Here is a 23,082-nt window from a genome sequence, read left to right as displayed (position 1 = left end):
ACGTTAAATTAATGAAAGATACAGTAGGTGCTGATGTAGAAGTAAAAGCATCAGGTGGCGTACGTAATTTAGAAGATTTCAATAAAATGGTTGAAGCAGGTGCGACACGTATTGGTGCGAGCGCAGGTGTTCAAATTATGCAAGGTTTAGAAGCAGATTCAGATTACTAATATATATAAATTTTGGGAGTGATAGCTATGACAAGACCATTTAATCGTGTACATTTAATCGTAATGGATTCAGTAGGTATTGGTGAAGCGCCAGACGCAGCTGATTTTAAAGATGAAGGTTCACATACTTTAAGACATACCTTAGAAGGTTTCGATCAAACTTTACCAAACCTTGAAAAGTTAGGTCTAGGGAACATCGATAAATTACCAGTAGTAAATGCAGTTGAACAACCAGAAGCATACTATACTAAATTGAGTGAAGCTTCAGTTGGTAAAGATACAATGACTGGTCACTGGGAAATTATGGGATTAAATATTATGCAACCTTTTAAAGTATACCCTAATGGATTCCCTGAAGAGTTAATTCAACAAATTGAAGAAATGACAGGTCGTAAAGTTGTTGCTAACAAACCGGCATCGGGTACGCAAATTATCGATGAGTGGGGCGAGCACCAAATGAAAACTGGTGACTTAATTGTTTATACAAGTGCAGACCCAGTATTGCAAATTGCTGCACATGAAGACATTATCCCATTAGAAGAGTTATATGATATTTGTGAAAAGGTTCGTGAGTTGACAAAAGACCCTAAATATTTAATTGGTCGTATTATCGCACGTCCATATGTTGGTGAACCAGGAAACTTTACACGTACATCTAATCGACATGACTATGCGTTAAAACCTTTTGGTAAAACTGTCTTAGATCATTTGAAAGACGGTGGTTATGATGTTATTGCCATCGGTAAAATTAATGACATTTATGATGGTGAAGGTGTAACAGAAGCGGTTCGTACGAAGAGTAACATGGACGGTATGGATCAATTGATGAAAATTGTTAAGAAAGATTTCACAGGTATTAGCTTCTTAAACTTAGTAGACTTTGATGCATTATACGGTCATCGTCGTGATAAACCAGGTTATGCACAAGCAATTAAAGATTTCGATGATCGCTTGCCAGAACTGTTTAGCAACTTAAAAGAAGACGATTTAGTAATTATTACAGCAGACCATGGTAATGACCCGACAGCGCCAGGTACGGACCATACGAGAGAATATATCCCAGTAATTATGTACAGTCCGAAATTTAAAGGTGGTCATGCACTAGAAAGTGATACTACATTCAGTTCTATCGGTGCAACTATAGCAGATAATTTCAACGTAACATTACCAGAGTTCGGTAAAAGTTATTTAAAGGAATTGAAATAGAATAAATTTAGATATTATAAAAACAGCAGTGAAGTTAACTATAACAATAGTTTTCTTCACTGCTGTTTTTATTATAATAGAGAAACGTAAGACGGTAGGACCTCTTATTTAGGAGTATCCTGATTTAATGTTAAACAATACGTTTTCGGATTGAACCGGAAATTAAATCGACAATTGCGACCATTAGTACTAAACCGATTAATATAATACCTACACGGTCCCAAGAACGTGTTTGAATGGCAAATATGAGTGGTGTCCCGATACCACCAGCCCCAATTAGCCCCAGTATAGAAGCTGAACGTAAGTTTAGTTCAAAGCGATAAAGTATGAGTGATAGAAAGGCAGGCATAATTTGTGGTATGACTGCAAATACGAGTGTTTTAATTTTATTCGCACCACTGGCCTTTAATGATTCTACAGCACTGAAATCTAGACCTTCAATATCTTCAGCTAAAAGTTTCCCAAGCATACCTACGGAATGGATACCTAAAGCTAATACACCTGAAAATGAACCTGGGCCAACAGCTTTGATAAATATAAGTGCCATTACAATTTCTGGGAAGACACGTATAACACTTAAAATAAATTTGCTAACACCTGAAACCGGGCGTAACTTTACCATATTATTTGCACCTAAAAATGCTAATGGAATACAGATAATTGCGGCGATGAAAGTACCTACAACGGCTATCGCAAAGGTTTCAAGTAAACCACGTAATAAGTCTTCGCCATCTGGTATATAGATATAGCTGATGTCAGGATGGAATAATCCGCTGAATATGGATTTTAAGATTTCTAATGATTTACTTTTAAGTTCTAAACTTGGTACACCTGCAAATGCCCAGATGATAATAGCTAAGACGACAATTGCAATAAGCCATCTTTTAATCAATTTTCGTTTGTGTGCTTTTGTGTGAACATTATATTTTGCTATTTCCTGTGTCATGCGAGATGTGCCCTCACTTTCGTACTGATGTAATCAATGACGACGACGATAACTAAAGTAAATAAAATAATCGTTGCTGTTTTTGGATATTGAAATAAACCAAGTGTTTGATCATAAAACAATCCAATACCGCCAGCGCCGACTAATCCAAGCACAGCTGAAGCTCGTATATTTACTTCAAATGCATATAATACGTATGACATAAATGACGATATGGCTTGTGGTACAACACCGAAAACAATCCATTTTATTTTATTAGCGCCAACAGCCGTCATTGCTTCCATTGGACCTGGATCTATCGTTTCCAATGATTCATATAATAATTTTCCAATAATACAGATAGTTAAAATAAACAATGCTAATATCCCTGGAATTTGACCGATTCCAAATACAGCCACAAAGATTGCTGCTAATAACAAATCTGGAATAGTACGAACTATATTTAAAATAAAGCGCGAGGGTATTGAAATCCACTTTTGATGAACGATATTGCTAGCACATAATAACGCAATTGGTATTGAAACGATGCTACCTAATACTGTACTTACGATAGCCATTCGAATGGTATCTAACATTGGCGTTGTAATTTGTTGTAAATACTCGAAATCAGGTGGAATCATTTGTTTGAATAGATCACCTATTTGAGGTATTCCTATCATTAAATCTCCAAAATTAAACCCCGTATAAATGAAGCTCCAAATGATAAGCACAATGATTAACATGAAGGTAAAACTCGTTTTTAAAGAAACCTTTTTCTTTAAAAGGGAGTCATACTTTGTAGGTATTTCTAAAGGCATGTTAGTTCACTCCTAGCTTTTCATCTTCTTTAATTGTACGTCCATATATTTCACTAAATACGTCATCTGTTGCTTCAGATGCAGGACCATCATAGACAACTTCACCATCACGTAAACCAATGATGCGTGTACCATATTCTTTTGCCAAGTCAACAAAATGTAAATTAATTAAAATTGTGATGCCTAATTCTTGGTTGATTTTTCTTAAATCATCCATAACCTGTTTCGTTGTTAATGGGTCTAATGAAGCAACTGGTTCATCTGCAAGAATAATTTCGGATTCTTGGCATAGCGCACGTGCAATAGATATACGTTGTTGTTGGCCACCTGATAATTCATCAGAGCGTTGATTATATTTATCTAAGATATTGACGCGTTCTAGTGCATCCATTGCTTTAATTTTGTCTTCTTTTGGGAATAAACCTAATACCATTTTCCAAGTAGGGTGATAACCTACACGTCCACTTAGTACATTTCGTAATACACTTGACCGTTTAACTAAATTAAAATGTTGGAAAATCATACCTATATTTCGGCGCATTTCTAATAATGCTTTACCATGGGCTTTAGTGATGGATTTACCTTGGATGAAAATTTCACCTGACGTGATATCATGCAAACGATTTACAGATCTTAATAACGTGGATTTCCCAGCACCAGATAGTCCGACAATAACTGCAAATTCACCTTTTTCAATATTTAAGTTAATATTTTTCAAGCCTACATGACCGTTAGGATAGACTTTACTGACGTTTTTAAATTCGATTTGACTCATGTTTGACACCTTTCTTTAATAAAGAAAAGCCAAGGTAAACTGAAATATCATAGACATTGGGTTTCTGTGTACAAATGGTTTCAAATGTACAGCGGCACCTTTCTATATCTGTTTCAGTTTAGCGCCTAGCTTTTCAATATTAATCTAGAATATATCTATTGAACGAAAGCTTTTAATACCAAATTCGCTAATGATTATTTCATATCTTTAACTAATTTTTCGTACTCTCTTACAATGTCGAAATTTGAATCTTTCGTTTCTGTGTATCCTTCATGTGAATAAACTTCGCTAATAATTTTGTGACCTTCTTTTGATTTAGCAATGTCTATAAAAGCTTTTTTCAATTTTTCTTGGAAATCTTTATCCATATCTGGTCTTACAGAAATTGTGTCATTCGGAATAGCTTGTGTTAATTTTAAAATTCGTGTGTCTTTAAATACATTTGGTTGGTCTTTTTTCACAGTATTACGTGCATCGTTAAATACAGCCGCAGCATCTACATCTCCATTTAATAATGAGATAACTGCTTGGTCATGACCTTTAACATTCACAATTTTCATATCTTTAGTTGCATTAATACCTGCTTCGTTTTTTAACATCGCAAGTGGGAATGTATATCCAGCAGTTGATGTTACATCTTGTAAGGCAATTTTCTTACCTTTTAAATCTTTCAAGCTTTTAATTTTTGAGTCTTTTTTAACAAGAATTTCTGATTTATAGCTATCTACAAGTTCTTTACTTGCTGAACCATCTTCTTTTACACCGAAACGTTGTGCTTGTAATAATAAATCAGCTGCTTTTTGATCATGTGCTAATGTGTATGCCGTTGGTGGTAAGAAACCAACATCAACTTTTTTAGACTTCATAGCTTCAACAATTGTATTGTAGTTAGTTGATACAGACACTTTAACTGGAATCCCTAATTCTTTAGATAGTAATTTTTCTAATGGTTTTGCTTTAGCTTCTAATGTTCCAGCATTTTGCGAAGGTACAAATTGAACGGTTAATTCTTTAGGTTTGTATCCTCCTGATTTAGAATCCGAATCATTACTAGCGTTCTTTTGATTATCTAAAGAACTTGAATTTCCACATGCTGCTGCAAAAACAATGACTGCTAACATTAATACAAATAAACACTTAAAATTTTTCATTTGATAACTGTCCCCTTCACATTCTTAATCGTGTAATATGTATGCAATGAAATTACACTTATAGCGTACCACATTTAAATGTGAAAAAGTATTTTATAAAAATGAATTTTAATAACTTTCTTTAAGAGTTTGATAAGATTTTGTAAACTTTTCGTTAAATTGCTCATATGCAACGAATTTTTATCCTATAATTCAAGAACAAATTTATTTTAAAAGGAGCCTCATAAAATGAAAAAAATATATAAGTCATTAACTGTCTCTGCAATTGTTGCAACGGTATCATTAAGTGCTTTACCGCAATCTTTAGCTATAACGCATGAATCGCAACCTACAAAGCAACAGCGAACGGTATTATTCGATCGTTCTCATGGTCAAACAGCTGGTGCTGCAGATTGGGTTAGTGATGGTGCATTTTCAGATTATGCGGATTCAATACAAAAACAAGGTTATGACGTTAAAGCTATTGATGGTCATTCGAACATAACAGAAGCAAGTTTGAAAAGTTCCAAAATATTTGTAATTCCTGAGGCTAACATTCCTTTCAAAGAATCAGAACAGGCAGCAATTGTTAACTATGTGAAACAAGGTGGCAATGTTGTCTTTATTTCAGATCATTACAATGCTGACCGAAATTTAAATCGTATTGATTCATCGGAGGCAATGAATGGTTATCGACGTGGAGCATATGAAGATATGTCGAAAGGTATGAATGCAGAAGAAAAAAGTTCTACTGCAATGCAAGGTGTGAAAAGTTCAGATTGGTTATCTACAAACTTTGGCGTACGTTTTCGATATAATGCACTAGGTGATTTAAATACGAGCAATATTGTTTCTTCAAAAGAAAGTTTCGGTATTACTGAAGGTGTGAAATCTGTCTCTATGCATGCCGGATCGACATTAGCAATTACTAATCCAGAGAAAGCAAAAGGTATTGTGTATACACCAGAACAATTGCCAGCGAAAAGTAAATGGTCACATGCTGTAGATCAAGGTATTTATAATGGGGGCGGTAAAGCAGAAGGCCCCTATGTAGCAATTTCTAAAGTTGGAAAAGGTAAAGCAGCATTTATCGGTGATTCATCACTTGTGGAAGATAGTTCGCCCAAATATGTAAGAGAAGATAATGGAGAAAAGAAGAAAACATATGATGGTTTTAAAGAACAAGACAACGGTAAGCTATTAAATAATATAACGGCTTGGATGTCTAAAGATAATGATGGGAAATCACTTAAGGCGAGTGGCCTAACATTAGATACAAAGACTAAGTTGCTTGATTTTGAACGACCAGAGCGTTCAACTGAGCCTGAAAAAGAGCCATGGTCACAACCGCCGAGTGGTTATAAATGGTATGATCCAACAACATTTAAAGCAGGTAGTTATGGCAGCGAAAAAGGCGCAGATCCTCAGCCAAACACACCAGATGATCATACGCCACCAAATCAGAACGAAAAAGTAACATTTGATATCCCGCAAAATGTTTCTGTAAATGAGCCATTTGAAATGACAATACATTTAAAAGGATTTGAAGCAAATCAAACACTTGAAAATCTTAGAGTTGGTATTTACAAAGAAGGCGGACGTCAAATCGGACAATTTTCAAGTAAAGATAACGATTATAACCCACCAGGTTACAGTACTTTGCCAACAGTTAAAGCAGATGAAAACGGAAATGTCACAATTAAGGTCAATGCTAAAGTACTTGAAAGTATGGAAGGTTCAAAGATTCGTTTAAAACTCGGTGACAAAACCTTGATTACAACAGACTTCAAATAAATATATAATAGAAATAAGAAAGATGTTTGTGATTGAAGGAGTGAGTGAGGATGTCAAACATAGCATTTTATGTCGTGAGTGACGTACATGGTTATATTTTCCCAACAGATTTTACGAGTAGAAATCAATATCAACCTATGGGATTGTTACTAGCGAATCATGTTATAGAACAAGACAGAAGGCAGTATGACCAAAGTTTTAAAATAGATAATGGTGATTTTTTGCAAGGGTCACCATTTTGTAATTACTTAATCGCGCATAGCGGCAGTAGCCAGCCTTTAGTTGATTTTTATAATCGAATGGCATTCGACTTTGGTACGCTTGGTAATCATGAATTTAATTATGGATTGCCATACTTAAAAGACACTTTACGCAGACTCAATTATCCAGTTTTGTGCGCTAATATATATGAAAATGATAGTACATTGACTGATAACGGTGTGAAGTATTTTCAGGTTGGAGATCAAACGGTTGGTGTGATAGGTTTAACGACACAATTTATTCCCCATTGGGAACAACCAGAGCATATTCAGTCACTTACGTTTCATAGTGCTTTTGAAATACTTCAACAATACTTACCTGAAATGAAGCGACATGCAGATATCATTGTGGTTTGTTACCATGGTGGATTTGAAAAGGATTTAGAAAGTGGTACGCCGACCGAAGTATTAACGGGTGAAAATGAAGGATATGCCATGTTAGAAGCGTTTTCTAAAGATATAGATATCTTTATTACGGGTCACCAACATCGACAAATTGCTGAAAGGTTTAAGCAAACGGCTGTGATTCAACCTGGTACGAGAGGTACAACTGTAGGCAGAGTAGTCTTGAGTACTGATGAATATGAAAATTTATCCGTTGAATCATGTGAATTACTTCCTGTTATAGATGATTCCACATTTACTATTGATGAAGATGACCAACATTTACGAAAGCAGTTAGAGGACTGGTTAGATTACGAAATTACTACATTGCCATATGATATGACGATTAATCATGCATTTGAGGCACGTGTGGCACCGCATCCTTTTACAAATTTTATGAATTACGCTTTATTAGAAAAAAGTGGAGCAGATGTTGCCTGTACAGCTTTGTTTGATTCTGCTAGTGGTTTCAAGCAAGTCGTGACGATGCGAGATGTTATTAACAATTACCCATTTCCAAATACATTTAAAGTTTTAGCTGTAAGTGGTGCCAAACTTAAAGAAGCCATTGAACGATCAGCAGAATATTTTGACGTGAAAAATGATGAAGTAAGTGTGAGCGCAGACTTCCTTGAACCCAAACCACAACACTTTAATTATGATATATATGGTGGCGTAAGTTATACCATTCATGTTGGAAGACCAAAGGGACAACGTGTGAGCAATATGATGATACAAGGTCACGCAGTTGATTTAAAACAGACATATACAATTTGTGTAAATAATTATCGTGCAGTTGGCGGTGGTCAGTATGATATGTATATCGACGCGCCAGTTGTAAAAGATATTCAAGTTGAAGGCGCACAACTACTTATTGATTTTTTATCAAATAATAAATTGATGCGCATCCCGCAAGTTGTTGATTTTAAAGTTGAAAAGTGACGGATATATGTAAAACTTACTTGATTTTAATCGGGTAAGTTTTTGTTTAAAGCGAGAAAGTATTATCTTTAGACGACGTGATTGAAATGTCACGTCCTGTCAAAATGAATAGTTTATTAAAGTTGTATTTTGATAGAAATTTACTGACACCACAAAAATTATTGAATTATTTAAAAGTTGATGAAACATTTTTGAATCATCTAGCAGGTATTAATTTAAAACTCTTTAAGGATTATGTTAATGAAAATAGAGAATATAATATAACGAATCTATATAAATAAGGCACCAATATTTAAACCTCGAGCTGAAAAGATCATCATTTCAGTTCGAGGTTTTTTATTTTATCCTCTTTGTATGGGTATTCTTTTACTTGAAATTTGTTTTCCTGTTTTTTTATTGTAAATTTTTATTACATAGTATCCTAAGTTATATCCTGACATTTGTTCTCCAGTATTTTTAGTTTTTTAGTAGGAACATAATGGTATTTTTTTGCTGTTAGTGGAACATATTTTTTAGGGTTTTGAATTTCGTTTCATCCATTTGTAAAACTGGATACTCTAATATCCGGTAATAGCCGGTTAAATCGACATAGGATGTCACTAGCTATTCCAAAATTGTCTTTTGACGCTATAACGATTGTTGGGAATCTTAGCATGTCTAACGCAGAGAGACTTTCACATTTTATGAGTACTAATCCTGAAATTCGGCTTTGGGATATTTTACAAACAAACTTTAAAGCTAAAGCTCTTAAAGAAAAAGTTTATATTGAATATGACAAAATAAAAGCAACTCTTTGGAATAGACGTAGTATGCGCGTTGAATTTAATCCTAATAAGCTTTCGCATGATGAAGTGCTTTGGTTAAAACAAAATATCATCAGTTATTTGGACGATGTTAGTTTTACGAGATTAGATTTGGCTTTTGATTTTGAATTTGATTTAAATGACTATTATGCATTGTCAGATAAGTCGGCAAAGAAAACTATATTTTATGGACGTAATGTAAAACCAGAAACAAAATATTTTGGTGTGCGTAATAGTGATAGGTTTATTCGGATTTATAATAAAAACAAGAACGTAAAGATAATGCAGATGTTGAAATTGATTCAACATTTCTATGGCGTGTGGAAATTGAATTAAAACGAGATATGGTTGATTGTTGGAAAGATTGTTTTGATGATTTGCATATTTTAAAACCGAATTTAAAAATGATTGAAAATATACAAGAACGAGCAATGCTTCATTTATTAACTCACGAAGAAGAGGAATGGGGAAATTTAGAAAGACGTACTAAAAATAAATATAGAGATAAGTTGAAAAATATAGCGTCTATTGATTTGACAGATTTAATGAAAATATCTTTAAGAGGAAATGAAAACCAATTGCAAAAACAAATCGACTTTTGGTTGAATTAATTATTATAACTAAAGAACTATGTTCAATTTATGTGCAATCATGCTTTTTTGTCCCCACGTTTTGAACATGTTTGGCACCGCCAAACCACTCATTTTTTGCAAAATTTTGCAAAAAAATGGGGACATGTTCACTTATGCTCATCTACTTAAAATAAGTATTTTTTTGTTGGTTTTTAAAAGTAGTTGAAATGTTTATAATAATATTGAAAGATATTTCTGTTTTCCTTTTGAATAATAAACTTAAAAGAGAATATAAAATAATGCTTATTAAAATTAGGGGTGGAAATATGAAAAGAGATTTTTTTGAAAAGTGGTCGTTTATTTTAAATTTAATTTTATTTTGTGCTTTTTTGTTTTTAGTGGTTCTGATGTTTTATAAGGATGTCGATTTGATTTATATTTTTTGTACATTATTAATATCATTATTACCTTTGCTAAATATTATAAAAAGATATAAGAAAAAGACGGATAATTAATCCGTCTTTTTTTATGAAAAGAATAGGCTGGGAAATAAATCAATCTTCTATGATCTACGAAGTTATATTGGCAGTAGGTGACTGAACGAAAATGCGCTTGTAATAAGCTTTTTCAATTCTAGTCAGGGGCCCCAACACAGAGAATTCGAAAAGAAATTCTACAGACAATGCAAGTTGGGGTGGGACGGCGAAATAAATTTTGCGAAAATATCAATTCTGTCCCACTCCCCAGAAAAGGTTCTACCATTGTCAAAAAAATGCATCTCTACATGTTAGAGTAAATATTGGTCAGCCAACCAAAATAATCAACACGAGGAGATGCTATTTAATGTCATCTGACACAAACAGTTTAGCACATACAAAATGGAAGTGTAAGTAACATATTGTCTTTGCACCTAAATACAGAAGACAAGTGATATATGGAAAAATAAAAAAAGATATAGGGATTATATTACGTCAATTATATGAAAGAAAAGGTGTAGAGATAATTGAAGCAGAGGTATGTAAAGATCATATCCATATGTTAGTAAGTATACCACCCAAACTTGGGGTATCATCATTTGTTGGCTATTTAAAAGGAAAAGTAATTTAATGATATTTGATAGACATGCTAACTTAAAGTATAGATATGGAAATAGAAAGTTTTGGTGTAAAGGATTTTATGTGGATACAGTAGGTGGAAATAAAAAAGTGATTGAAAATTATATTCGTAATCAATTACAAGAGGATATCGTTGCAGACGAAATCTCAATGGAAGAATATTTAGATCCTTTCACTGGAGAGAAAAATAAAAAAAGAAAGAAAAAAGAGTAAACCTTTAGGGTTGCTGGAATATTAGTGCAGTTGGCTGACTTGTCAGTGCCCTTTTAGGGCTGGCCAGTAAGGAAGGCTTATAGCCGCAGAACAAACCACCCGTTCACACGGGTGGTTTTTATTTGTAACATCTGTTGATAGGTAGCGACAAGGACCTTTTAATGTTGTGTTTTGTGCGATATAACAAGCTTTTTAGGCTATTAAAGAATATTCAGAATTAAATATATAATTATGAATAAATTATGTCATTGAAAAAATTATGATTATAAAATCATTCTAAAAACACCGAAATAACAATGATTTCATGAAAACATTTATTTTAAAATTTGATATTTGTTCAAATAATATTCGAAATTAAACTTTTTTGTATAGAATTTTCTTTATATCCTGAGAGACATGTACTATAATGTTTGTGAAATAATTCACAAAGTATAAAGGAGTGGTTGTATATGTTAACTATACCTGAAAAAGAAAATCGTGGATCGAAAGAACAAGAAGTGGCAATTATGATTGATGCTCTAGCTGACAAAGGGAAAAAAGCATTAGAAGCATTATCTAAAAAGTCACAAGAAGAAATTGATCATATTGTTCATCAAATGAGCTTAGCAGCTGTTGATCAACATATGGTGCTAGCAAAATTAGCACATGAAGAAACTGGAAGAGGTATATACGAAGATAAAGCGATTAAAAATTTATACGCTTCTGAATATATATGGAATTCAATAAAAGACAATAAGACAGTAGGGATTATTGGTGAAGATAAAGAAAAAGGATTAACGTATGTAGCGGAACCAATTGGTGTTATTTGTGGTGTTACGCCAACAACAAATCCTACGTCGACAACTATTTTTAAAGCGATGATTGCAATTAAGACAGGAAATCCAATCATTTTTGCATTCCATCCAAGTGCACAAGAATCGTCGAAGCGTGCAGCAGAAGTTGTATTAGAAGCGGCAATGAAGGCAGGTGCACCTAAAGATATTATTCAGTGGATTGAAGTGCCTTCTATCGAAGCAACAAAACAATTAATGAATCACAAAGGTATTGCATTAGTTCTAGCAACAGGTGGTTCGGGCATGGTTAAGTCTGCATATTCAACTGGCAAACCGGCATTAGGTGTGGGACCAGGTAACGTGCCGTCTTACATTGAAAAAACAGCACACATTAAACGTGCAGTAAATGATATCATTGGTTCAAAAACATTTGATAATGGTATGATTTGTGCTTCTGAACAAGTTGTAGTCATTGATAAAGAAATTTATAAAGACGTTACTAATGAATTTAAAGCACATCAAGCATATTTTGTTAAAAAAGATGAATTACAACGCTTAGAAAATGCAATTATGAATGAACAAAAAACAGGTATTAAGCCTGATATTGTCGGTAAATCTGCAGTTGAAATAGCTGAATTAGCAGGTATACCTGTCCCCGAAAATACAAAACTTATCATAGCCGAAATTAGCGGTGTAGGTTCAGACTATCCGTTATCTCGTGAAAAATTATCTCCAGTATTAGCCTTAGTAAAAGCCCAATCTACAAAACAAGCATTTCAAATTTGTGAAGACACACTACATTTTGGTGGATTAGGACACACAGCCGTTATCCATACAGAAGATGAAACATTACAAAAAGATTTTGGACTAAGAATGAAAGCTTGTCGTGTACTTGTAAATACACCATCAGCGGTTGGAGGTATTGGTGATATGTATAACGAATTGATTCCGTCTTTAACATTAGGTTGTGGTTCCTACGGTAGAAACTCAATTTCACATAATGTTAGTGCGACAGATTTATTAAACATTAAAACGATTGCTAAACGACGTAATAATACTCAAATTTTCAAGGTGCCTGCTCAAATTTATTTTGAAGAAAATGCAATCATGAGTCTAACAACAATGGACAAGATTGAAAAAGTGATGATTGTCTGTGACCCTGGTATGGTAGAATTCGGTTATACAAAAACAGTTGAGAATGTATTAAGACAAAGAACGGAACAGCCTCAAATTAAAATATTTAGCGAAGTCGAACCGAACCCATCAACTAATACAGTATATAAAGGTCTGGAAATGATGGTTGATTTCCAACCGGATACAATCATTGCACTTGGTGGTGGTTCAGCGATGGATGCTGCAAAAGCAATGTGGATGTTCTTTGAACACCCTGAGACATCATTCTTCGGTGCTAAACAAAAGTTCCTAGACATCGGTAAACGTACTTATAAAATAGGCATGCCTGAAAATGCGACGTTCATTTGTATCCCTACGACATCAGGTACAGGTTCAGAAGTAACACCATTTGCAGTTATCACAGATAGTGAAACAAATGTAAAATATCCGTTGGCTGATTTTGCTTTAACACCTGACGTTGCAATTATTGACCCTCAATTTGTGATGAGTGTGCCAAAAAGCGTTACAGCAGATACAGGAATGGATGTACTAACGCATGCAATGGAATCATATGTATCTGTAATGGCTTCAGACTATACAAGAGGTTTGAGTCTACAAGCGATTAAATTGACGTTCGAATATTTAAAATCATCTGTTGAAAAGGGTGATAAAGTTTCAAGAGAGAAAATGCATAACGCATCAACTTTGGCTGGTATGGCATTTGCAAATGCATTCTTAGGTATTGCACACTCAATTGCACATAAAATTGGTGGCGAATATGGTATTCCGCATGGTAGAGCGAATGCGATATTACTACCGCATATTATCCGTTATAATGCCAAAGACCCGCAAAAACATGCATTATTCCCTAAATATGAGTTCTTCAGAGCAGATACAGATTATGCAGATATTGCCAAATTCTTAGGATTAAAAGGTAATACGACAGAAGCACTCGTAGAATCATTAGCTAAAGCTGTCTACGAATTAGGTCAATCAGTCGGAATTGAAATGAATTTGAAATCACAAGGTGTGTCTGAAGAAGAATTAAATGAGTCAATTGATAGAATGGCAGAGCTCGCATTTGAAGATCAATGTACAACTGCTAATCCTAAAGAAGCACTAATCAGTGAAATCAAAGATATCATTCAAACATCATATGATTATAAGCAATAATCTATCTGATAATAATCATATAACTCACCTGAAATTACAAAAGTAAAAAATGCCACATAAACTTTAAGTCGATAATCATTATACGGTTATCGGCTTTTATTTATTGCCAAATCTTCAGAGAGATACAAACTAGACAATCATTTTTTTAAATAAAGAAAATATTAAGATTGATACTCATTTCACAAACTATTACTACTTTAGAGTATAATTATTTTTAATTTCATATAAATAAAAAGGCGAAAATAATGCGGTTTAAAAGTAATTAATTGTTTAAACGATATGTAATATGTAAATACTATATATATAATACCAATTTTAATGAAAATTTTTAAGGGAGGTAAATAATGGAAAGTACATTAGAATTAACAAAAATTAAAGAAGTATTACAAAAAAACTTGAAGATTTTAATTATTTTACCGCTATTATTTTTAATTATTAGCGCTATTGTTACATTTTTCGTCTTATCACCTAAATATCAAGCTAATACTCAAATCTTAGTGAATCAAACTAAGGGTGACAATCCTCAGTTTATGGCACAAGAGGTTCAAAGTAATATTCAACTTGTAAATACGTATAAAGAAATTGTTAAAAGTCCTAGAATTTTAGATGAGGTGTCAAAGGACTTAAATGATAAGTATTCACCATCTAAATTGTCGAGTATGTTGACAATTACAAACCAAGAAAATACGCAACTTATCAACATCCAAGTTAAAAGTGGTCATAAACAAGATTCGGAAAAAATTGCGAATAGCTTCGCTAAAGTTACAAGTAAACAAATTCCGAAGATTATGAGTGTGGATAACGTATCAATTTTATCTAAAGCAGACGGTACAGCAGTTAAAGTCGCACCAAAAACTGTAGTGAATCTAATCGGTGCATTCTTTTTAGGATTAGTTGTCGCGCTTATATATATCTTCTTCAAAGTAATTTTCGATAAGCGAATTAAAGATGAAGAAGATGTAGAGAAAGAATTAGGATTGCCTGTATTGGGTTCAATTCAAAAATTTAATTAAGGATGGTTGCTACTTATGTCAAAAAAGGAAAATACGACAACAACACTATTTGTATATGAAAAACCAAAATCAACAATTAGTGAAAAGTTTCGAGGTATACGTTCAAACATCATGTTTTCAAAAGCAAATGGTGAAGTAAAGCGCTTATTGGTTACTTCTGAAAAGCCTGGTGCAGGTAAAAGTACAGTTGTATCGAATGTAGCGATTACTTATGCACAAGCAGGCTATAAGACATTAGTTATTGATGGCGATATGCGTAAGCCAACACAAAACTATATTTTTAATGAGCAAAATAATAATGGACTATCAAGCTTAATCATTGGTCGAACGACTATGTCAGAAGCAATTACGTCGACAGAAATTGAAAATTTAGATTTGCTAACAGCTGGCCCTGTACCTCCAAATCCATCTGAGTTAATTGGGTCTGAAAGGTTCAAAGAATTAGTTGATCTGTTTAATAAACGTTACGACATTATTATTGTCGATACACCGCCAGTTAATACTGTGACTGATGCACAACTATATGCGCGTGCTATTAAAGATAGTCTGTTAGTAATTGATAGTGAAAAAAATGATAAAAATGAAGTTAAAAAAGCAAAAGCACTTATGGAAAAAGCAGGCAGTAACATTCTAGGTGTCATTTTGAACAAGACAAAGGTCGATAAATCTTCTAGTTATTACCACTATTATGGAGATGAATAAGTATGATTGATATTCATAACCATATATTGCCTAATATCGATGACGGTCCGACAAATGAAACAGAGATGCTGGATCTTTTAAAACAAGCGACAACACAAGGTGTTACAGAAATCATTGTAACATCACATCACTTACATCCTCGATATACCACACCTATAGAAAAAGTGAAATCATGTTTAAACCATATTGAAAGCTTAGAGGAAGTACAAGCACTAAATCTAAAGTTTTATTATGGTCAGGAAATAAGAATTACCGATCAAATTCTTAATGATATTGATCGAAAAGTTATTACCGGTATTAATGATTCACGCTATTTACTAATAGAATTTCCATCAAATGAAGTTCCACACTATACTGATCAATTATTTTTCGAATTACAGAGTAAAGGCTTTGTACCGATTATTGCACATCCAGAGCGGAATAAAGCAATAAGTCAAAACCTTGACATACTATACGATTTAATTAACAAAGGTGCTTTAAGTCAAGTGACAACGGCGTCATTAGCGGGTATTTCCGGTAAAAAAATTAGAAAATTAGCAATTCAAATGATTGAAAACAATCTGACACATTTCATCGGTTCAGATGCGCATAACACAGAAATCAGACCGTTCTTAATGAAAGACTTATTTAATGATAAGAAATTACGTGATTATTATGAAGATATGAACGGATTTATTAGTAATGCGAAGTTAGTTGTTGATGATAAAAAAATTCCTAAACGAATGCCACAACAAGATTATAAACAGAAAAGATGGTTTGGGTTATAAACAGCAAATGAGGGGTTTTATGGCACATTTATCTGTGAAATTGCGGCTTTTAATACTAGCATTAATCGATTCACTGATAGTGACATTTTCAGTATTCGTAAGTTATTACATTTTAGAACCGTATTTCAAAACATATTCTGTCAAATTATTAATATTGGCAGCTATATCACTATTCATATCGCATCATATTTCAGCATTTATTTTTAATATGTATCATCGAGCGTGGGAATATGCCAGTGTGAGTGAATTGATTTTAATTGTTAAAGCTGTGACGACATCTATCGTTATTACGATGGTGGTCGTGACAATTGTTACAGGCAATAGACCGTTTTTTAGATTGTATTTAATTACTTGGATGATGCACTTGATTTTAATAGGTGGCTCAAGGTTATTTTGGCGTATTTATCGGAAATACCTTGGAGGTAAGTCATTTAATAAGAAGCCAACTTTAGTTGTTGGTGCTGGTCAAGCAGGTTCAATGCTGATTAGACAAATGTTGAAAAGTGACGAAATGAAACTTGAACCGGTATTAGCAGTCGATGATGACGAACATAAACGCAATATCACAATTACTGAGGGTGTAAAAGTCCAAGGTAAAATTGCAGATATTCCAGAACTAGTGAGGAAATATAAGATTAAAAAAATCATCATTGCAATTCCAACTATTGGTCAAGAGCGTTTGAAAGAAATTAATAATATTTGCCATATGGATGGCGTTGAGTTATTGAAAATGCCAAATATAGAAGACGTCATGTCTGGTGAGTTAGAAGTGAACCAACTTAAAAAAGTTGAAGTAGAAGATTTACTAGGCAGAGATCCTGTTGAATTAGATATGGATATGATATCAAATGAATTGACGAATAAAACTATTTTAGTTACGGGTGCAGGTGGTTCAATAGGATCAGAAATTTGTAGACAAGTTTGTAATTTCTATCCAGAACGTATTATTCTACTTGGCCATGGTGAAAACAGTATTTATTTAATCAATCGTGAATTGCGAAATCGCTTCGGAAAAAATGTTGATATCGTTCCTATTATAGCGGATGTGCAAAATAGAGCGCGTATGTTTGAAATTATGGAAATGTATAAACCATACGCAGTTTATCATGCAGCAGCACACAAGCACGTGCCGTTAATGGAAGACAACCCTGAAGAAGCAGTACGTAATAATATTTTAGGTACGAAAAATACTGCTGAAGCTGCTAAAAATGCAGAGGTAAAGAAATTCGTTATGATTTCTACGGATAAAGCCGTTAATCCGCCTAATGTCATGGGCGCTTCAAAGCGAATTGCAGAAATGATTATTCAAAGTTTAAATGATGAAACGCATCGAACAAATTTTGTTGCAGTGAGATTTGGTAATGTACTTGGATCGAGAGGATCTGTGATTCCACTTTTCAAAAGTCAAATTGAAGAAGGTGGGCCAGTTACTGTGACACATCCTGAAATGACACGTTACTTTATGACAATTCCTGAAGCTTCTAGACTAGTTTTGCAGGCAGGGGCATTAGCAGAAGGTGGCGAAGTATTTGTGCTAGATATGGGAGAACCAGTGAAAATTGTTGATTTGGCACGTAATTTAATTAAGCTAAGTGGTAAAAAAGAGGACGACATACGCATTACTTATACAGGGATTAGACCCGGCGAAAAAATGTTTGAAGAGCTTATGAATAAAGATGAAGTTCATCCTGAACAAGTATTTGAAAAAATTTATCGTGGCAAAGTACAACATATGAAATGTAATGAAGTTGAAGCCATTATTCAAGACATCGTCAATGACTTTAGTAAAGAAAAAATTATTAACTATGCCAATGGCAAAAAGGGAGATAATTATGTTCGATGACAAAATTTTATTAATTACTGGGGGCACAGGATCATTCGGTAATGCTGTTATGAAACGGTTTTTAGATTCTAATATTAAAGAAATTCGTATTTTTTCACGCGATGAGAAAAAACAAGATGACATTCGAAAAAAATATAATAATTCAAAATTAAAGTTCTACATTGGTGATGTGCGTGATAGTCAAAGTGTAGAAACAGCAATGCGAGATGTTGATTACGTATTCCATGCAGCAGCTTTAAAACAAGTGCCGTCATGTGAATTCTTTCCAGTTGAGGCAGTGAAGACAAATATTATTGGTACAGAAAATGTCTTACAAAGTGCTATTCATCAAAATGTTAAAAAAGTCATATGTTTATCTACAGATAAGGCAGCGTATCCTATTAATGCTATGGGTATTTCAAAAGCAATGATGGAAAAAGTATTCGTAGCCAAATCAAGAAATATTCGTAGTGAACAAACGCTTATTTGTGGTACAAGATACGGTAATGTGATGGCTTCAAGAGGATCAGTAATACCTTTGTTTATCGACAAAATCAAAGCTGGAGAACCTTTAACGATTACAGATCCTGATATGACAAGATTTTTAATGAGCTTAGAAGATGCGGTAGAACTAGTTGTTCATGCATTTAAGCATGCAGAGACAGGAGATATTATGGTTCAAAAAGCACCAAGCTCAACGGTAGGGGATCTTGCGACCGCATTATTAGAATTGTTTGAAGCTGATAATGCAATTGAAATCATTGGTACGCGACATGGAGAAAAAAAAGCAGAAACATTGTTGACGAGAGAAGAATACGCACAATGTGAAGATATGGGTGATTATTTTAGAGTGCCGGCAGACTCCAGAGATTTAAATTATAGTAATTATGTTGAAACCGGTAACGAAAAGATTACGCAATCTTATGAATATAACTCCGATAATACACATATTTTAACGGTGGAAGAGATAAAAGAAAAACTTTTAACACTAGAATATGTTAGAAACGAATTGAATGATTATAAAGCTTCAATGAGATAGGAGAGATTGACGTTGAATATTGTAATTACAGGAGCAAAAGGTTTTGTAGGAAAAAACTTGAAAGCAGATTTAACATCAACGACAGATCATCATATTTTCGAAGTACATCGACAAACTAAAGAGGAAGAATTAGAGGCGGCGTTGTTGAAAGCAGACTTTGTCGTGCATTTAGCGGGAGTTAATCGACCTGAACACGACAAAGAATTCAGCTTAGGAAACGTGAGTTATTTAGATCATGTACTTGATATATTAACTAGAAATACGAAAAAGCCGGCGATATTATTATCGTCTTCAATACAAGCAACACAAGATAATCCTTATGGTGAGAGTAAGTTGCAAGGGGAACAGCTATTAAGAGAGTATGCCGAAGAGTATGGCAATACGGTTTATATTTATCGATGGCCAAATTTATTCGGTAAGTGGTGTAAGCCAAATTATAACTCAGTGATTGCAACATTTTGTTACAAAATTGCACGTAACGAAGAGATTCAAGTTAATGATCGGAATGTTGAACTGACGCTAAACTACGTGGATGATATCGTCGCTGAAATAAAACGTGCTATTGAAGGAACTCCAACGATTGAAAATGGTGTACCTACAGTACCAAATGTATTTAAAGTGACATTGGGAGAAATTGTAGATTTATTATACAAGTTCAAACAGTCACGTCTCGATCGAACATTGCCGAAATTAGATAACTTATTTGAAAAAGATTTGTATAGTACGTATTTAAGCTATCTACCTAGTACAGACTTTAGTTATCCCTTACTTATGAATGTGGATGATAGGGGTTCTTTTACAGAATTTATAAAAACACCGGATCGTGGTCAAGTTTCTGTAAATATTTCTAAGCCAGGTATTACTAAAGGTAATCACTGGCATCATACTAAAAACGAAAAATTTCTAGTCGTATCAGGTAAAGGGGTAATTCGTTTTAGACATGTTAATGATGATGAAATCATTGAATATTATGTTTCTGGCGACAAATTAGAAGTTGTAGACATACCAGTAGGATACACACATAATATTGAAAATTTAGGCGACACAGATATGGTAACTATTATGTGGGTGAATGAAATGTTTGATCCAAATCAGCCAGATACGTATTTCTTGGAGGTATAGCGCATGGAAAAACTGAAATTAATGACAATAGTTGGTACAAGGCCTGAAATCATTCGTTTATCATCAACGATTAAAGCATGTGATCAATATTTTAATCAGATATTAGTACACACTGGTCAAAATTATGATTATACATTGAATCAAATTTTCTTTGATGATTTGGAATTAAGACAACCGGACCACTACTTAGAGGCAGTTGGAAGTAACCTTGGAGAAACGATGGGGAATATTATTGCGAAGACATATGACGTTTTATTACGCGAACAACCAGATGCACTTTTAATTCTTGGTGATACAAATAGTTGTTTAGCAGCAGTATCTGCTAAACGATTAAAGATTCCTGTTTTCCACATGGAAGCGGGTAATAGATGCTTTGATCAGAATGTACCTGAAGAAATCAATCGTAAAATTGTTGACCATGTCAGTGATGTGAATCTACCTTATACGGAACATAGCAGACGTTATTTATTAGATGAAGGCTTCAATAAAGCGAATATCTTTGTGACAGGATCACCGATGACAGAAGTGATAGAAGCGCATCGAGATAAAATTAATCACAGTGACGTTTTAAATAAACTAGGATTAGAACCGCAACAATACATTTTAGTATCTGCGCATAGAGAAGAGAATATCGATAATGAAAAGAATTTTAAATCATTAATGAATGCGATAAATGATATTGCCAAAAAGTATAAAATGCCTGTGATTTATTCAACGCATCCAAGAAGTTGGAAGAAAATTGAAGAAAGTAAATTTGAATTTGATCCATTAGTTAAACAGTTAAAGCCATTTGGTTTCTTTGATTATAATGCATTGCAAAAAGATGCATTTGTTGTGCTATCAGATAGTGGAACATTGTCAGAAGAGTCGTCTATTTTGAAGTTCCCTGGTGTCCTTATTCGAACTTCCACAGAAAGACCGGAAGTACTAGATAAAGGTACGGTTATTGTAGGTGGTATTACCTATAACAATCTAATCCAATCCGTTGAACTAGCAAGAGAGATGCAAAACAATAACGAACCGATGATTGATGCTATTGATTATAAAGACACTAACGTTTCGACAAAGGTAGTTAAAATTATTCAAAGCTATAAAGATATTATCAATCGAAATACTTGGAGGAAATGACGATGAGGATAGCGATTCTTGGCGCTACTAACATTAAGCATATGTCATTATTATCACATTATTTAAACCACATTGATTTGAATATCAATGAGGTGGACATTATATACACTGACAAATATGATATCGAAGAACATATCCAAGGCATCAATAATTACTATAAATATAAAGTAGATATTAAAGAAGATTGGACATTTATCAAAAAAGCTATTGCTTACTATCGATTTAGGCCATACGCTATGAAAATTCTTAAAGAAAATCATTATGATTTTGTCATAGTATGGGGAAGTTATACAGGACACTTATTTAAAAGTTTTTTAGAAAAACACTATAAAAATAAATTCATTTTAAATATAAGGGACTACTTTTTTGAAAATAATAAACTTATTAAGTATAGAATGAAAAAAATCGTTGATGCTAGCAGGCTGACAACATTATCTTCAGAAGGTTTTCTTAAATTTTTACCTAAATCTGAAAAATATAGAATTATTTATAGTTATAACATGAGTATTATTAGAGAAAGTAATGTAACCGATGGATTTAAAAAAAGATGGCCAATTAATATAGGTTTTATTGGTAATGTTAGATTTAATGAGATAAATCAAAAATTGATAAAGGAACTGGCAAATGATTCAAGGTTCCATATGCAATATTTTGGAACAGGGTCGGAAAAATTAGAAGTCTTTGCTCGAGAAAATTTTATTAATAATATTACATTTTCTGGCGGCTTTGACTTGAAAGAAACACCGAAATATTTAAATGAAATTGATATACTTAATAATTTGTTTGGTAATCAAAATATTGCTTTAGATACTGCTTTATCCATAAGAATGTATTATGCGTTGTTTTTAAACAAACCTATTATTACAACAGACGATACATTCACCGCTACAGAAGCTAATAAATTCGGACTGGGTTTTAGTATTAATCCAGAAAATTTAAAAGGTATTGGTGATGAATTGATGGATTGGTATAACAATTTGGATGTAATGGACATTAATCATAAAAGAGAAGCTTATAGAAACGATGTAATTGAAAATAATAAACAGTTCTATCAAGAGATAGGCAGGATATTTAATGAATAAGATATATAATGTCACTTCATATGTTATTGCCATTTTAATGTTTCCTTGCCTTATGTTAGGTGATAAACCTTTATTATTTTTAGCACCTATAAGTTATGGAGTAGGAAAGCTCTTTATAAGCTTCTCGAATAATCCGAATTTTAAATTTTCGAAAATTGTATACGATGTTTTAGGTTTTCTTAGATTAGTATTTATACCTGCTATGATAGTGTTTTTCCAGGATTCAACTATAGATAATTTG

17 protein-coding genes and 5 pseudogenes are annotated in these 23,082 nt (G+C 33.4%); 18 read left to right on the top strand and 4 right to left on the bottom strand.

Going from position 1 to position 23,082, the window contains the following annotated elements:
- Both IDG64_RS13315 and deoB read left to right on the top strand, forming a co-directional pair.
- Positions 1 to 170: pseudogene (locus tag IDG64_RS13315) on the top strand (deoxyribose-phosphate aldolase); the annotation flags it as partial.
- A 27-nt stretch (positions 171 to 197) separates the two neighbouring features.
- Positions 198 to 1,376, top strand: coding sequence for a phosphopentomutase (gene deoB / locus IDG64_RS13310; protein WP_000197806.1), 1,179 nt, complete (start codon positions 198 to 200; stop codon positions 1,374 to 1,376).
- A gap of 130 nt (positions 1,377 to 1,506) precedes the next feature.
- On the opposite strand, the gene phnE (IDG64_RS13305) is transcribed toward deoB, so the two are convergent.
- The 4 genes from phnE (IDG64_RS13305) to IDG64_RS13290 form a co-directional block, all read right to left on the bottom strand.
- The gene (phnE, locus tag IDG64_RS13305) at positions 1,507 to 2,322 is read right to left on the bottom strand and encodes a phosphonate ABC transporter, permease protein PhnE (RefSeq protein ID WP_000191092.1); all 816 of its coding nucleotides are present in this window, start codon (positions 2,320 to 2,322) and stop codon (positions 1,507 to 1,509) included.
- Positions 2,319 to 3,119, bottom strand: a complete 801-nt coding sequence (phnE, locus tag IDG64_RS13300; RefSeq protein WP_001127689.1) for a phosphonate ABC transporter, permease protein PhnE — start codon at positions 3,117 to 3,119, stop codon at positions 2,319 to 2,321. Before phnE (IDG64_RS13300) ends, phnE (IDG64_RS13305) begins: the two co-directional genes overlap by 4 nt.
- 1 nt (position 3,120) lies before the next feature.
- Positions 3,121 to 3,894, bottom strand: a complete 774-nt coding sequence (phnC, locus tag IDG64_RS13295; protein WP_000078092.1) for a phosphonate ABC transporter ATP-binding protein — start codon at positions 3,892 to 3,894, stop codon at positions 3,121 to 3,123.
- Between the two features lie 194 nt (positions 3,895 to 4,088).
- A complete protein-coding gene (locus tag IDG64_RS13290) occupies positions 4,089 to 5,045 on the bottom strand; it encodes a phosphate/phosphite/phosphonate ABC transporter substrate-binding protein (protein ID WP_000787672.1) in 957 nt (318 codons plus the stop codon).
- Between the two features lie 228 nt (positions 5,046 to 5,273).
- On the opposite strand from IDG64_RS13290, the gene IDG64_RS13285 reads away from it, so the two are divergent.
- From IDG64_RS13285 to IDG64_RS13210, 16 genes and pseudogenes are all read left to right on the top strand, one after another.
- Positions 5,274 to 6,818: a hypothetical protein gene (locus tag IDG64_RS13285; protein WP_000725603.1), complete on the top strand. Its 1,545-nt coding sequence runs from the start codon at positions 5,274 to 5,276 to the stop codon at positions 6,816 to 6,818.
- A gap of 50 nt (positions 6,819 to 6,868) precedes the next feature.
- On the top strand, positions 6,869 to 8,404 hold the full coding sequence (locus tag IDG64_RS13280; RefSeq protein ID WP_000065039.1) for a bifunctional metallophosphatase/5'-nucleotidase: 1,536 nt from the start codon (positions 6,869 to 6,871) through the stop codon (positions 8,402 to 8,404).
- 68 nt (positions 8,405 to 8,472) lie between these two features.
- Positions 8,473 to 8,685: pseudogene (locus IDG64_RS13275) on the top strand (zinc peptidase); the annotation flags it as partial.
- Between the two features lie 243 nt (positions 8,686 to 8,928).
- Positions 8,929 to 9,818, top strand: a pseudogene (locus IDG64_RS13270) (replication initiation factor domain-containing protein).
- A 188-nt stretch (positions 9,819 to 10,006) separates the two neighbouring features.
- Positions 10,007 to 10,294, top strand: coding sequence for a hypothetical protein (locus tag IDG64_RS13265; protein WP_000469917.1), 288 nt, complete (start codon positions 10,007 to 10,009; stop codon positions 10,292 to 10,294).
- 382 nt (positions 10,295 to 10,676) lie between these two features.
- Positions 10,677 to 11,107, top strand: a pseudogene (tnpA, locus tag IDG64_RS13260) (IS200/IS605 family transposase).
- Between the two features lie 449 nt (positions 11,108 to 11,556).
- Positions 11,557 to 14,166, top strand: coding sequence for a bifunctional acetaldehyde-CoA/alcohol dehydrogenase (gene adhE / locus IDG64_RS13255; RefSeq protein ID WP_000955781.1), 2,610 nt, complete (start codon positions 11,557 to 11,559; stop codon positions 14,164 to 14,166).
- Between the two features lie 344 nt (positions 14,167 to 14,510).
- The gene (capA, locus tag IDG64_RS13250) at positions 14,511 to 15,179 is read left to right on the top strand and encodes a capsular polysaccharide type 5/8 biosynthesis protein CapA (RefSeq protein ID WP_000446299.1); all 669 of its coding nucleotides are present in this window, start codon (positions 14,511 to 14,513) and stop codon (positions 15,177 to 15,179) included.
- Between the two features lie 15 nt (positions 15,180 to 15,194).
- Positions 15,195 to 15,881, top strand: coding sequence for a type 8 capsular polysaccharide synthesis protein Cap8B (gene cap8B, locus IDG64_RS13245; protein ID WP_000037332.1), 687 nt, complete (start codon positions 15,195 to 15,197; stop codon positions 15,879 to 15,881).
- 2 nt (positions 15,882 to 15,883) lie between these two features.
- On the top strand, positions 15,884 to 16,648 hold the full coding sequence (gene cap8C / locus IDG64_RS13240) for a type 8 capsular polysaccharide synthesis protein Cap8C (protein ID WP_000565293.1): 765 nt from the start codon (positions 15,884 to 15,886) through the stop codon (positions 16,646 to 16,648).
- A gap of 19 nt (positions 16,649 to 16,667) precedes the next feature.
- Entirely contained in the window at positions 16,668 to 18,491 is a 1,824-nt protein-coding gene (cap8D, locus tag IDG64_RS13235) for a type 8 capsular polysaccharide synthesis protein Cap8D (protein WP_000940782.1), read from the top strand.
- A complete protein-coding gene (gene cap8E, locus IDG64_RS13230) occupies positions 18,481 to 19,509 on the top strand; it encodes a type 8 capsular polysaccharide synthesis protein Cap8E (RefSeq protein WP_000459062.1) in 1,029 nt (342 codons plus the stop codon). The genes cap8D and cap8E overlap by 11 nt, the downstream gene beginning before the upstream one ends.
- 12 nt (positions 19,510 to 19,521) lie before the next feature.
- Complete coding sequence (gene cap8F, locus IDG64_RS13225; protein WP_001028282.1) at positions 19,522 to 20,631, top strand: type 8 capsular polysaccharide synthesis protein Cap8F; 1,110 nt, start codon at positions 19,522 to 19,524, stop codon at positions 20,629 to 20,631.
- 3 nt (positions 20,632 to 20,634) lie between these two features.
- On the top strand, positions 20,635 to 21,759 hold the full coding sequence (gene cap8G / locus IDG64_RS13220; protein ID WP_000413171.1) for a type 8 capsular polysaccharide synthesis protein Cap8G: 1,125 nt from the start codon (positions 20,635 to 20,637) through the stop codon (positions 21,757 to 21,759).
- Between the two features lie 2 nt (positions 21,760 to 21,761).
- A complete protein-coding gene (gene cap8H / locus IDG64_RS13215; protein ID WP_001216929.1) occupies positions 21,762 to 22,841 on the top strand; it encodes a type 8 capsular polysaccharide synthesis protein Cap8H in 1,080 nt (359 codons plus the stop codon).
- Positions 22,834 to 23,082, top strand: a pseudogene (locus tag IDG64_RS13210) (type 8 capsular polysaccharide synthesis protein Cap8I); the annotation flags it as partial. The gene cap8H and the pseudogene IDG64_RS13210, both read left to right, overlap by 8 nt.

Source organism: Staphylococcus sp. EG-SA-15 (assembly GCF_017151895.1).
Classification (GTDB): Bacteria; Bacillota; Bacilli; order Staphylococcales; family Staphylococcaceae; genus Staphylococcus; species Staphylococcus aureus.
The sequence above is the reverse complement of the archived record's forward strand: the minus strand, read 5'-3'. Positions and strand labels throughout refer to the sequence as shown.